The sequence below is a fragment of the Verrucosispora sp. TAA-831 genome (assembly GCF_050780145.1).
In the GTDB taxonomy this organism is placed as follows: domain Bacteria; phylum Actinomycetota; class Actinomycetes; order Mycobacteriales; family Micromonosporaceae; genus Micromonospora.
Window position 1 is genome coordinate 2,043,839 of the sequence record NZ_CP192240.1, and the last position, 13,001, is coordinate 2,056,839.

General features: G+C 73.2%; 10 protein-coding genes. 3 read left to right on the plus strand and 7 right to left on the minus strand.

The features are described 5' to 3' along the window. Positions 1–35: 35 nt before the first annotated feature. The gene (locus tag ACQVFL_RS09280) at positions 36–692 is read left to right on the plus strand and encodes a response regulator transcription factor (protein WP_396691312.1); all 657 of its coding nucleotides are present in this window, start codon (positions 36–38) and stop codon (positions 690–692) included. Further along, positions 693–2,168: a sensor histidine kinase gene (locus tag ACQVFL_RS09285; RefSeq protein ID WP_431729168.1), complete on the plus strand. Its 1,476-nt coding sequence runs from the start codon at positions 693–695 to the stop codon at positions 2,166–2,168. Here ACQVFL_RS09285 and ACQVFL_RS09290 read toward each other — a convergent pair. The 4 genes from ACQVFL_RS09290 to ACQVFL_RS09305 form a co-directional block, all read right to left on the minus strand. Further along, on the minus strand, positions 2,147–3,109 hold the full coding sequence (locus tag ACQVFL_RS09290) for a TAXI family TRAP transporter solute-binding subunit (protein ID WP_431729169.1): 963 nt from the start codon (positions 3,107–3,109) through the stop codon (positions 2,147–2,149). The genes ACQVFL_RS09285 and ACQVFL_RS09290 overlap by 22 nt on opposite strands. 150 nt (positions 3,110–3,259) lie before the next feature. Next, positions 3,260–3,934: a hypothetical protein gene (locus tag ACQVFL_RS09295; RefSeq protein WP_396691307.1), complete on the minus strand. Its 675-nt coding sequence runs from the start codon at positions 3,932–3,934 to the stop codon at positions 3,260–3,262. Between the two features lie 99 nt (positions 3,935–4,033). Beyond that, positions 4,034–4,828 (minus strand): peroxide stress protein YaaA, encoded by a 795-nt coding sequence (gene yaaA, locus ACQVFL_RS09300; RefSeq protein ID WP_396691305.1) that lies wholly within the window; start codon positions 4,826–4,828, stop codon positions 4,034–4,036. Positions 4,829–4,836: 8 nt separating this feature from the next. Further along, positions 4,837–6,468, minus strand: a complete 1,632-nt coding sequence (locus ACQVFL_RS09305) for an ArnT family glycosyltransferase (protein ID WP_431729170.1) — start codon at positions 6,466–6,468, stop codon at positions 4,837–4,839. 213 nt (positions 6,469–6,681) lie between these two features. On the opposite strand from ACQVFL_RS09305, the gene ACQVFL_RS09310 reads away from it, so the two are divergent. Next, complete coding sequence (locus tag ACQVFL_RS09310) at positions 6,682–7,722, plus strand: App1 family protein (RefSeq protein ID WP_396691302.1); 1,041 nt, start codon at positions 6,682–6,684, stop codon at positions 7,720–7,722. A 34-nt stretch (positions 7,723–7,756) separates the two neighbouring features. Here the strand turns inward: ACQVFL_RS09310 and ACQVFL_RS09315 are convergent, their stop codons facing one another. The 3 genes from ACQVFL_RS09315 to ACQVFL_RS09325 form a co-directional block, all read right to left on the minus strand. After that, the gene (locus tag ACQVFL_RS09315; protein WP_396691300.1) at positions 7,757–8,293 is read right to left on the minus strand and encodes a hypothetical protein; all 537 of its coding nucleotides are present in this window, start codon (positions 8,291–8,293) and stop codon (positions 7,757–7,759) included. A 423-nt stretch (positions 8,294–8,716) separates the two neighbouring features. Beyond that, positions 8,717–10,819, minus strand: a complete 2,103-nt coding sequence (glgB, locus tag ACQVFL_RS09320; protein ID WP_431729171.1) for a 1,4-alpha-glucan branching protein GlgB — start codon at positions 10,817–10,819, stop codon at positions 8,717–8,719. Beyond that, on the minus strand, positions 10,807–12,882 hold the full coding sequence (locus tag ACQVFL_RS09325; RefSeq protein ID WP_431729172.1) for a maltotransferase domain-containing protein: 2,076 nt from the start codon (positions 12,880–12,882) through the stop codon (positions 10,807–10,809). The genes glgB and ACQVFL_RS09325 overlap by 13 nt, the downstream gene beginning before the upstream one ends. Between the last annotated feature and the right edge of the window lie 119 nt (positions 12,883–13,001).

The window sequence follows — 13,001 nt, forward strand, 5'->3', positions numbered from 1 at the left end:
CGGGGTCAGCGGAGCAGACCGAACGGGGAGGCCGGGTGCGCATCCTGCTGGTCGAGGACGACCGTCGGGTGGCCGCCGCGTTGTCGTCCGCGCTGACGCGCCGCGGCTACGAGGTGGAGCACGCGGCGACCGTCTCCGCCGCCCTCTCCGCCGCGCCGTGCGATCTGGTGCTGCTGGACCTGACCCTGCCCGACGGCGACGGCACCGACCTCTGCCGCGAACTGCGCCGCCGCAGCAACCAGCTCGGCATCATCGCGGTGACGGCCCGGGGTGAGGAACGGGACCGGGTGCTCGGTCTGCGGCTCGGCGCCGACGACTACGTGGTCAAGCCCTTCTCGATGGTGGAGTTGCAGGCCCGCATCGAGGCGGTGCTGCGTCGGGCCTCGCACGCGGCGCCGGAGCGCAACCTGATCGAGGCCGGGCGGCTGCGCATCGACGTGGCGGCCCGTACGGTCACCGTGGCCGAACGCCCGGTCGCGTTGACGCGCAAGGAGTTCGACGTGCTGGTCTCGCTGGCCCGGCAGCCCGGTGTCGCGGTGCCGCGCGACCGGATCCTGCTCGACGCCTGGGGGACCACCTTCGCCGACCGGCACACCGTGGAGGTGCACGTCGGCTCGTTGCGGAGCAAGCTCGGCGACGCGCGGCTGGTGGAGACCGTTCGTGGCGTCGGCTACCGGCTGCGGAGCGAGTGAGTGCGCCGCCGGCTGGTGATCAGCTACCTCCTGCTGATGGTGTTGGTGCTGGCGGCGTTGGGCCTGCCGCTGGGGATGACGCTGACCACCCGGGAGACCGAGCGGGTCCGGGCGGACCGGATCGCCGACGCCACCCGGTTCGCCTCGCTGGCCGGTCCGGCGCTGCGCAGCGGTGTCTCCGGCCCGTTGGACGCCGAGTTGAGCAGCTACGACGATCTGTTCGGCATCGGCGCGGCGGTGGTCGACCGGGACCGGCGGGTGGTGGTCGCGTCGGGCAGCTACCGGCCGGGCACCGGCACCCGCGAGGCGTTGGACATCGCACTGTCCGGCCAGCAGAACAGCGGACCGGAGTCGGTCTGGCCCTGGGTGTACGGGCCGATCGTGGTGGCGGTGCCGATCAACGACGGCGGCGAGGTGCTCGGCGCGGTGGTGACCGCGACCCCGTCCGACGGGGTTCGCCGGACCGTGGCCACCTGGTGGCTGCTGCTCGCCGCGCTGGGCACGCTGGCGGTGCTGGCCTGCGTGCTGACCGCGTTCGGGCTGGCCGGTTGGGTGCTGCGCCCGGTCACCGAGCTGGACGCGGTCACCCACGAGATCGCCGAGGGCGACCGGGGTGCCCGGGTGCAGCACCAGGTGGGCCCACCCGAGTTGCGCCGCCTGGCGGCGAGCTTCAACCACATGGCCGACGCCGTCTCCGACGTGATGGACCGCCAACGCGCGTTCGTCGCGCACGCCAGCCACCAGCTCCGCAACCCGTTGACGGCGCTGCGGTTGCGGGTGGAGGAGCTGGGACCGAGCCTGACCGACGAGGACGGCCGCGCCGAGCACCGGCTGGCCCTGGAGGAGACCGATCGGCTGGCGCTGCTGCTCGACGCGCTGCTCACGCTCGCCCGGGCCGAGCGGCGGGAGAACCAGCGGGTGACCGTCGACGCGGTGGCGGTGGCCGCGTCCCGGGTCGCCGCGTGGGAGCCGCTGGCCCGGCACCGCAAGGTCGCCCTGCGCCTGGCGGCCGACCCCGCGCCGACGTACGCCCAGACCGTGCCGACCGCCATCGACCAGGCGCTGGACGCGCTGATCGACAACGCGGTGAAGTTCAGCGGGGTGGGCGGTGAGGTGACCGTCTCCGTCGCGACCCGCGAGGGTGGGATCGCCCTGGAGGTGCGCGACACCGGTCCGGGTATGACCTCCGATCAGCTCGGCCAGGCCACCGAACGCTTCTGGCGGGCACCGGAGGTGCAGAACGTCGACGGTGCCGGGCTGGGGCTGACCATCGCCGCGGTGCTCGTCGACGCCTCCGACGGTCGGTTGACCATGCACCCGAACGCGCCACGGGGGCTGGTGGCGGCCCTGTGGTTCCCGGCACCCAGCGAGCCGGCCGATCCCGGCCCCCCGGCCGCGCCGCCCGGCCCGGCGTCCACCGAGCCGGTGCCGCCGGCCTCGGTGGCCGGCGAGGATCAGGGCTTGCTGGCCCGGTAGTAGTCGGCGGCGCCGGGATGCAGCGGCAGCGGTGAGGTGGCGATCGCCGAGCGGGGACTCATCCGTCCGGCCGCCGGATGGGCGCTGGCCAGTTCGGAGCGCCGTTCCATCAGCAGCCGGGTCACCTCGCGGACCAGCGGTTCCGGCAGGTCGGCACGGACCAGCAGATAGTTGGGGTTGGCCACGGTGGTGACCGCGTCGATGCCGTACACCGAGCGGGGGATGTCCCGTGGCACGTACACCTCCGGGTTGCCCACGCGCAGCGGGGCGGTCCACTCGCCGAGGTCGACGATGCGGGTCGGGGTGTCCTGGGCGAACTGGGCCACCGCCCGCACCGGCAGCCCGCCGGAGAAGAAGAACGCGTCGATCCGCCCGTCCCGCAGCGCGGCCACCGAGTCGTCGAGGCCGAGCCGTTCCTGGCGTACCCGGCCGTCGTCGAGGTCGGCGGCGGCGAGCAGCCGCTGCACCGTGATCTCGGTGCCGGAACCGGGCGCACCGACCGAGACCCGCCGCCCGCGCAGGTCGGTCAGGGTCTGCACCGGGCTGTTCGCGGTGGTGACCAGGTGCAGCAGGTCGTCGTAGACCCGGGCGACCGCCACCACCTGCGGGTGCGGCCCGGGATCGGCGGGCAGCACGTCGGCCTGGGTGAAGCCGAGTTCGGCCCGGCCGGCGCCGAGGAGCCGGACGTTCTCCGCCGAGGCGGCGGTGACCATCACCTCGGCGCGTACGTCGGGCAGTTCCCGGTTGAGGATGGCCGCCAGGGACTCGCCGAAGGCGTGGTAGACGGCGGTCGGGCTGCCGGTGGCGATCCGGATATGCACTGTCTTATCTGGAGATTCCCGGCAGGCGCTGAGACCGGGCAGGGCCAGCAACACGGTCAGTGCCAGCGTGGCGCGGGCGCCGCGTCGCCGGGCTCGGGCGGTGTACCGGGTACGGCTCACGGGCAGCACTGTGCGCCGCCGGACCCCTGTGGCGCAAGCCCAGAGGCGGCGGAAGCGCTCTCCGGACGGCCCCGGCAGGTCTGCCGGGGCCGTCCGGGTGGTGTCGACCGGCGGTCGGCGAGCCGTTCCGGCCGTCCGGTCGGCCACGGATCAGGCGACTGGGCGGTGGGCCGCCTCCTCTCCGGCGTGGCGCAGGATCTGCTCGCGATCCCGGCCGTGCGCGACACTGACCAGGAAACAGCCGGTGCCGGGACGCAGCAGCGCCGGCACGTCCAGCAGGGCCGCGCCGCGCACCAGCACGGCGGCCAACTCCCGGTCGGTGATCCGGACGCCGAGGATGTGCCGACGGACGTGCCGGCCACCGGCCAGCAGGGCGGCCCGCCAGGCGGCGGCGGCCAGTCGGGTACGCCACAGCCGCCGGGCCGTCGAGGCACCGGGCACCGGCCCCCCGAGCAACTCGCGGCGGCCCCGCCGCCACCCGTTCTCCACCATCGCCGCGTACGCCGTGCGGTGCTCGCGGGCGATGTGGATCTGGTGCAGTTCGTAGCGGCGGCGCAGCCCGCCCACCGCCGTCTCGTGCCGGACCGGGATGTGCAGGCGGTCGAGTAGCTGTCGGGTCCGCCGCGCCGCCTCCTCCCGGTTGAACTCGATCGTCGCCGGGATGGCGGGTTGCTGGCCCGCGTACCGGTTGCCGGGAGCCGCCGGAGGCGGCATGCAGCGCAGTAGGCAGGCTGTCTCGAACGCGTCGGCCAGCGTGGTCCAGTCCAACGGCGGCAGGGTCGTCGCCTGGCGATGCCGGTCGAGCAGAATGGGTGCGGCAACCACCGGAGTGCCTCCTTGTGGTGTCGGGTCCTCCTTACGGTGACCTGTGACACCCGCGGGTGGTACCGATCCGGCTCAGCCTTGAGGAAATCTTGCGCCTGGTTACAGTTCGGAAACCACAACGTCGATCTGACGTGGACGGCCCGGCGCGCCGACCTGTTCGCACACCGTGTACTTGAGGTCCCGCAGCGCCGTGACCAGCGCATCCGTGGTGCGTGGGCGGGCGCCGGCGAGCAGCAGATCCCGCACCAGTCGGCCCTTGGTGGCCTTGTTGAAATGACTGACCACCGACCGCACCGGCTGCCCGTCCACCTCACGTTCGTGCAGCACCCGCACCGTCACGACGCGCTCGGCCGCTGCGCCGCGCGGCGCCCAGGTGGCGGCGTACGCGCCGGACCGCAGGTCGAGCACCACGGCGCTGCCGGCCGCCTCGGTCAACACCGGCCCCAACACCCGCCGCCAGTACGCCGACAGCGCACCCACACCGGGCAGGCGGGCCCCGATCGCGCAGCGGTACGGCGGGATCCGGTCGGTCAGCCGGACCGCCCCCCACAGCCCGGAGCTGACCAGCACCTGCCGCTGCGCCGCCCGTCGGGCGGTGGGCGGGAGCGTGGCCAGGTCGAGGGCCTCGTAGAGCACGCCGGTGTAGATCGCCCCGGCCGCAGCGGTGGCCGCCGCCGTCAGCCGGGCGTTGCGCCGCAACTCGCCGTGCTGGCCGGCGCTGAGCCCGAGTGCGTCCAGCGCCGCTTCCGGTGGCCCGGAGGAGAGTGCCACCAGCGCGTCCAGCACCTCCCGGCGGGCGGGATTGAGCGCCGGCAGCGAGAGCCGGTCCAGGTCCAGCTTGCGGCCGGTGCCGGCGTCGGCCTTGCCCTCGGAGGGCGGCAGCAGGATGAGCATGGGCGACTCTAACGCCAGGGGCGCAGTGGCTCCGGCGGGTGGTACACGCGGAAGCCACCGATCTCGGCGAGCAGGCTGCCGTCCGCGCGGTCGCCGAGCAGTTCCCGCAGCCGCCGGTCCGCCGGTGCCCCGGCCGCCAGCACGTACCCCGGACGGGTGGCGCGGGCGAGCCGCCACCAGTACTTCGGATAGCGGTTCTGACCGGGGTGCAGCTCGCCGTCGAGCACCCCGCAGACGACCTTCTCGGCGGTGTTGAAGATCAGGCGGTTGCAGGTCCAGTACTCGCCGTACACCTCGTGCAGACCGGCCGCGTGGACCGTGGCGGCCAGTTGCCGTGCGTACCGTTCCTCCCGTCGGCCGGGGTCCGCACCGGCGGTGGCGAACAGGACCGTGACCGCCAACGAGGTCGCCGCCAGGGCGGCCAGGACGGCGGTGGCGACCGCGCCGACCAGCCGCCGCCACGCGCCGACCGCGCCCCGAGCGCCGGCCACCGCCGCCGACCAGAGCGGCCACAGCACCGCCGGCATCGACAGTTGCAGCACCGACAGGTACCGCGCGTTGCCCAGCGGGTCGGTCGCGGCGAGCGAGCTGCGCACGTACGCCAGCAGCGTCAACGCCGCCCCGCCGAGCAACGCCAGGTGCAGCACCGGGGCGAGGCGGTCGGCCCGCCCGGCCCCCCGGCGGTACGCGAGCCCGGCCAGCACCGCCGCGACGACCAGCAGCACCGGGTAGAGCAGCCCGAACCACTCCTGCCAGCGGGCGCAGCCGGAGAGCGGGCAGAGTCCACCCGCCAGCGACACCCCCTCCAGCAACCCGCCGTCCAGCCGCTGCGCCCACGGCGGCGGTGCTGCGGTGCCGCCGCTGATGGTGCGCAGCACCGAGAGGGAGTCCTGTCCGGGCGGTGCGACGAGGTTGTCGCGGATCATCGGGGCGATGCCGACGGCGAATCCGACGAGCAGCAGCAGCCCGGCCCCGCCGAGCAACTCCCGGCGTACCGCCCACACCAGCGCCAGCCCGGCCACCGCCAGGTACGGCACGATCAGCCAGTCCGACCAGACGGCCACCCCGGCGAGCAGCCCGAAGACGCCGACGGCCAGCCGACGGTGGCGCACCGTGCCCTGGGCCAGCCCGGCGACCAGCAGCAGCATCGCCAACACCGCGACCTTGACCTCCGGTCGACCGCCGACGGTCGTCACCTGGTCCCGGATCACCCGCTCGGAGCCGAGCGCCAGCAGACCGACGACCAGGGTGGCGAACCACGGCGACCCGATCCGCCGGGTCAGCCGGTGGATCAGCCAGAGGAACACCGCGTAGAGCGCGAGCACCGGCAGCCGCAGCAACGGCCAGCTCGGACCGCCGACCGCGAGCAGGGGAGCGGCCAGGTACGACTGCAACATTCCCATGTAGCGCTGGCCGTACAGGAAGACCGGGTGCTCGCGGCCCTCGGCGATGTGCAGCGCGGCCAGTCCGAACGTCGCCTCGTCGCTGTTGGACACCGGCACGGTGTGCAGCACGAGGTACAGCCGGTAGCCGACCCCGGCCAGCCCGAGGAGCAGCGCGACGAACGCCGGCCGGTCGAGCCGGAGCCATCCCCGTCCGCGCTGTCGCCCTGATTGCGACCCTGCACGTGGCACGACCATCGCCCCCGTCGTCGTCCCGTCCGGAGTCTCGCACGGCTGCACGGCGCTACGGGCCGCTTTGCCGCAGTTCGGGCGGGCTCGCGCGCCCGGCGGCACGGCGCTGTTGGCGCGGTGGCCGACCGGTCGGCGGTGCGGGTCGTCCGGGGTCGCCGACGGGGTGCCGGGGCGGCTCTCGCATGGCCGAGGTCGCCGACGTGTGGCAGGGTTGCACCCGTGTCACCCACTTCCGCCGGCCAACTGGCCATACCGACCCTGCACCGGGCCGCACGGATCGAGGACGCGGTGCACGCCGTGGTCGAGCGTCGGCTACGCCGGACGGGCTGGCGGATCAACATCATCGCCTACACCGGATACGGTGCCCCCGGCTGGGCGCGGGTGATGTGCCGGGTGCTGCTCGGGCGACCGGACACCCGTCAGCGGGGCCGGCTGGAGAAGGTCCGGGGTTGGCGCAGCTTCACCACGCTGCCCGCCAAGCACGTCACCGTGACCATCGAGACCGGTGGGGTGACCCACGAGACGCGGGCCGACCGCAGCGGCTTCGTCGACGTCGTGGTGGAGACGAACCTGCCACCCGGCTGGGGGTCGGTACGGCTCAGCGTCCAGGACGCCGAGCCGGTCGAGGCACCGGTCCGCATCCTCGACCCGGAGGTCCGCTTCGGCGTCCTCTCCGACATCGACGACACGGTCATGGTCACCGCGCTGCCCCGGCCGCTGCTCGCCGCCTGGAACACGTTCGTGCTCGACGAGCACGCCCGGATGGCGGTGCCCGGCATGGCCGTGCTCTACGAGCGCCTGGTCACCGCGCACCCCGGCGCCCCGGTGTTCTATCTGTCCACCGGCGCGTGGAACGTCGCCCCGACACTCACCCGCTTCCTGTCCCGGCACCTCTATCCGGCCGGGCCGCTGCTGCTGACCGACTGGGGACCCACCCACGACCGCTGGTTCCGCAGCGGCCGGGAGCACAAGCGCGCCACCCTGGCCCGGCTGGCCAAGGAGTTCCCCGACGTACGCTGGCTGCTCGTCGGCGACGACGGCCAGCACGACCCGGAGATCTACCGTGAGTTCGCCGCCGCCCACCCGGACAACGTGGCGGGCGTGGCGATCCGGCGGCTCTCACCCACCCAGGCGGTGCTGGCCGGTAGCCTCCCCGTCCCGCACGACAGCCCTGCCGAGGGGCCGATCGGGCAGAAGTGGCTCTCCGCCCCCGACGGCGCGGGCCTCTGGACCCTGCTGCGCGGCGCCGGCCTGGTCTGAGGCGCTGTGCCGCTCCTCCCGAGCCCGCCGGGCGTCAGCCGCCGGGCGTGAGCGTCACCTCGCCCGTGCAGCCGGCCAGGTGCCGGCGGTCTTCGAGCAGGTCGATGACCGCCTCCCGGTTGGCGATCCGGGCCTCCGACAGCGCGTCCGGGTTCTGCCGCTGACCGGCGATGAAGGTCAGGTTGTTTCGGACGGCGGTGTCCAGGCCGTCGCAGTTCTCCGCCGCGCCGCCGTTGAGCGCCGCGTTCGGGTCCGCGTCCGGCACCTCGACCTCATCGGTGCAACCGGCCGCCGCGCGTCGCTGTTCGAGCTGGTCGATGACGGCCTGCCGGTTGGCGATCCGGGCCTCCGACAGCGGGTCCGGGAACACCAACTGGTCGGCGATGAAGGCGAGGTTGCTGCCCACGGCCGTGTCGAGACCCTCGCAGTTCTCACTCGCCGAGCTGGTCCCGGTCGCCATCGCGAAGGCGACGCCGAGGGTCACCCCGATCGCCGTGGCCCCCGCGATCTTGCGCTGTCGCGGTGATGTCCCGCGCCGACTGCTCCGGGTCGTACGCCTGCTGCTCGCCATCGATGCTCTCCCCCTCGTCGTCAACTACCCCCGGAGGTACGGGCGCGCGGGCGCCGGTGGTTCACCGCTCGGTGACCTACGTGCGAGCCCGGCGAATTGTTACCGACCTGGTGAGCGCGCTGTCACGCAGACATGAGGTGGTCGGGGTCCCGCGCCGTCTGCGATGCCCCACCCGACGGCCTGCCCCCGCTCGGGGCCTGGCTGTGTGCCGCAGGTTCGGGCCCCCGCACGAGTCGACGAGGGTGCCGACGGCGACCTGTCGAGCTGAGAGCGGGAACGGATCGCGGAAGGTGGCCACCAGGCTGCGGCGTGTCGTGCCTGGCGCTGCGATGGCGCAAACGGTTCAGCTCGACAGGCGCAGAGGAAGTACCCAGGGCCCGCAGGCCGTGACGGCCACGCCCGTGACGGCGACCCGGGCAGTGGTCAGGCCGGGCGGAGCCAGAGGGCGCCGAGCGGGGGGACGCGCAGTGCCACCGAGGCGGGCAGCCCGTGCCAGGGGATGTCCTGGGCGTGGACGGTGCCGAGGTTGCCGACGCCGGAGCCGCCGTAGTGGTGGGCGTCGGTGTTGAGCACCTCGGCCCAGGTGCCCGCCGCCGGCAGGCCGACCCGGTAGTCGTCCAGCGGGCGGGCGGAGAAGTTGGCGATGCAGACCAGGGTCGCGCCGTCGGGTGCGATCCGGACGAACGAGACGGTGTTGTTGGCGACGTCGTCACCGGCGAGCCAGCGGAACCCGGCGGGGGAGGTGTCCTGTGTCCACAGGGCGGGGGTGTCCCGGTAGACCCGGTTGAGGTCGCCGACGAGGCGTTGCACGCCGGCCCGGGCCGGGTCGTGCAGGAGATACCAGTCGAGGCCGCGCTCCTCGCTCCACTCCCGCTCGTCGGCCAGCTCGCAGCCCATGAAGAGCAGTTGCTTGCCCGGGTGCGCCCACATGTACGCCAGCAGCGCGCGCACGTTGGCCAGGCGCTGCCACTGGTCGCCGGGCATCTTGGCGAGCAGGGACCCCTTGCCGTGCACCACCTCGTCGTGGCTGATCGGCAGCACGTAGTTCTCGCTCCAGGCGTACGCCAGGGAGAAGGTGAGCTGATGGTGGTGGTGCTGCCGGTAGATCGGGTCCTTCGAGGTGTAGAGCAGGGTGTCGTGCATCCAGCCCATGTTCCACTTGAAACCGAAGCCCAGCCCGCCGTCGCTGGTCGGGCGGGTCACCCCCGGCCAGGCGGTGGACTCCTCGGCGATCATCACCACCCCGGGGTGGTGCTTGTAGACCGTCGCGTCGGTCTCCTGCATGAACGCGATGGCCTCCAGGTTCTCCCGGCCGCCGTACTGGTTGGGCACCCACTGCCCGTCGGCGCGGGAGTAGTCGAGGTAGAGCATCGAGGCGACCGCGTCCACCCGCAGCCCGTCGACGTGGAACTCCTCCAGCCAGTAGAGCGCGTTGGCGACCAGGAAGTTGCGGACCTCGCGGCGGCCGAAGTCGAAGACGTACGTGCCCCAGTCGGGGTGCTCGCCGCGACGCGGGTCCGGGTGCTCGTAGAGCGGGGTGCCGTCGAAGCGGGCCAGCGCCCACTCGTCCTTGGGGAAGTGCGCGGGCACCCAGTCCAGGATCACCCCGATGCCGGCGGCGTGCAGCCGGTCCACCAGGTACCGGAAGTCGTCCGGGTCGCCGAACCGCGACGTCGGCGCGAAGTAGCCGGTCACCTGGTAGCCCCAGGAGCCGCCGAACGGGTGCTCCATCACCGGCAGGAACTCCACGTGGGTGAAGCCCAGTTCCACCACGTACGCGGTCAACTGCTCGGCCAGCTCCCGGTAGCCGAGGCCGGGCCGCCACGAGCCGAGGTGCACCTCGTACACGCTCATCGGCTCCTGGTGCGGCTGCTGCCTCGCCCGCCGGGCCAACCACTGTGCGTCCGTCCACTCGTAGGTCGAGCGGTGCACCACCGAGGCGGTGGCCGGCGGCACCTCCGCGTACGCGGCGAGCGGGTCGGCCTTGTCCCGCCAGTACCCGTCCGCGCCGAGCACGCGGTACTTGTACCGGGCGCCGGACGCCACCCCGGGCACGAAGACCTCCCACACGCCGGTGGAGCCCAGCGACCGCATCGGCCAGCCGTCGTCCGGTGCCCAGCCGGTGAAGTCGCCGATCACCCGTACGCCCCGGGCGTTGGGCGCCCACACGGTGAACGCCACGCCGTCCTCGCGTACCCGGGCGCCGAGCGCCTCCCAGAGCCGCTCGTGTCGGCCCTCGCCGATCAGGTGCAGGTCCAACTCGCCCAGGGTCGGCGGGTGGCGGTACGGGTCGTCGTGTGGCTGCCCGTCCACCTCGACGCGGTAGTCGAGGGCCTCGCCGGGGACGGTCGCCTCGAACACGCCGACGTCGTGCACCCGGGTCATCGGGTACCGCCGTTCCCCGACGAGCAGGCACACCTCGGCCGCGCCCCGGCGCATCGTGCGGATCACCGTACGCCCGTTCGCCGGGTGGGCCCCGAGCACGGCGTGCGGGTCGTGGGTCTCCCCGGAGATCAACTGGTCCATCGGGCGTCGTCCTTCGTGGCGGAGTCGGTGCCGCTGCGGGGACGGGCGGCGGTGGGCGCGGTGCTGGCGGTGTCGGGCGCGGTGTCGGGTGCGGTGGCGTCGGGGCGGCGCAGCACCAGCACGTGCGCGGGTTGCAGGTACGGGTCGAGGCGGACCGCGTTGCGCTGTCCCCAGTCGTAGGCGGCGCCGGTCAGCGCGTCGTGCACGGTGAACCGGTCGTGCCAGTCCAGGCCCAACGCGGGCATGTCCAGCGTGGTGTTGCCCCACTGCACGGTGTGCGAGTCGAACGAGCAGATCACCAGCACCGTGTTGCCGGTCGTCGGGTCGTGCTTGGACCAGCAGAGCAGCGCCGGGTTGTCGATGTCGTGGAAGACCAGGTTCCGCAGTCGGTGCAGAGCCGGATTCTCCCGGCGGACCTGGTTCAGGGTGGCGATGAACGGAGCCAGCGACCTCCCCTGCGCCAGCGCGCCGGCCCAGTCCCGGGGACGCAGCTCGTACTTCTCGTTGTCGATGTACTCCTCCGCGCCGGGGCGCGCGACGTGCTCGAAGAGTTCGAACCCGGCGTACATGCCCCAGGAGGGGGAGAGCAGCGCGGCCAGCACCGCCCGGATCTTGAACATCGGCGGTCCGCCGTGCTGCAACGAGGCGTGCAGGATGTCCGGCGTGTTCGGCCAGAAGTTCGGCCGCATGTAGTCGGCCGCCGCCACCAGTTCCTCGCAGTACTCCCTCATCTCGGCAGCCGAGGTCCGCCAGGTGAAGTACGTGTACGACTGGGTGAAGCCGACCTTCGCCAGCCCGTGCATCATCGCCGGTCGGGTGAACGCCTCGGCGAGGAACAACACGTCCGGGTCGACCCGCTTGACCTCGCCGATCAGCCAGTGCCAGAAGTCGACCGGCTTGGTGTGCGGGTTGTCCACCCGGAAGATCTTCACGCCCTCGCCGACCCAGTGCCGCACCACCCGCAGCACCTCGGCGCGGATGCCCTCCGGGTCGTTGTCGAAGTTCACCGGATAGATGTCCTGGTACTTCTTCGGCGGGTTCTCCGCGTACGCGATGCTGCCGTCGGCCCGGGTGGTGAACCACTCCGGGTGCGCGGTCACCCAGGGGTGGTCGGGGGCGCACTGCAACGCCAGGTCCATCGCTACCTCCAGGCCGTGTTCGGCGGCGGCGGCGACGAAGTCGCGGAAGTCCTCCGGCGTACCCAGATCGGGGTGGATGGCGTCGTGCCCGCCCTCGGCGGCGCCGATGGCCCACGGCGAACCCACGTCGTCCGGCCCGGCGACCAGCGTGTTGTTGGGGCCCTTGCGGTTGACCCGGCCGATCGGGTGGATCGGCGGCAGATAGAGCACGTCGAAGCCCATCGCGGCCACCCCCGGCAGCCGCTCGGTGGCGGTGGCGAACGTGCCGGACCGGGCCGGGGCGTCGACGGTGGCCGGGATCGCGCCCTCGGAGCGGGGGAAGAACTCGTACCAGGCGGAGAAGAGGGCACGTTCACGGTCCACCCAGATGCGGTACTCCTCGCCGGTGGTGACCAGCTCCCGGACCGGGTGCGCCCAGAGCAGGTCGGCCAGCGCCAGCGCCGGAGCCACCCGCTGCGGCAGCGGCAGCGCGGTGTCGCGAAGCGCGCGCACCGCCCCGTCCAGGCCCGCCCGCTCGGCGGCCGGGACCAGCTCGGCGGCGGCCCGCAGCACGCGTACGCCCTCGGCCAGGTCGTTGGCCAGCTCGGTCGGCCCCTGGCCTGCGGCGACCTTCTTGGTCACCGCGTTGTGCCAGGTCAGGTACGGGTCGCTGAACGCCTCGACGGTGAACATCCACTCGCCGACGGCGTCCGGGACGATCGTGGCGTGCCACCGGTCCCGGCCCGGCTCGCCCGGTCTCATCCGGGTGAACGGTCGCGCCAGCCCGTCCGGGCCCAACCAGACCACGTTGCAGCCGAGCGCGTCGTGCCCCTCGCGGTAGGCGACTGCCGAGACCGGCACCACCTCGCCGACGACGGCTCGGGCCGGGTAGCGACCGCAGGAGACGACAGGGGAGACGTCTTCGATCGGGAACCGTCCGCTCACCGCCTCAACCTACTGTGCGAGATCGGCTCGCGCTCGTTCGACCGCCGTACCGTGCCCCGCTTGCCCCGTCGCCACCCGCCGCCCTCGCACTGGCTCGATCTGCCCTCGGCCGGGGCGCG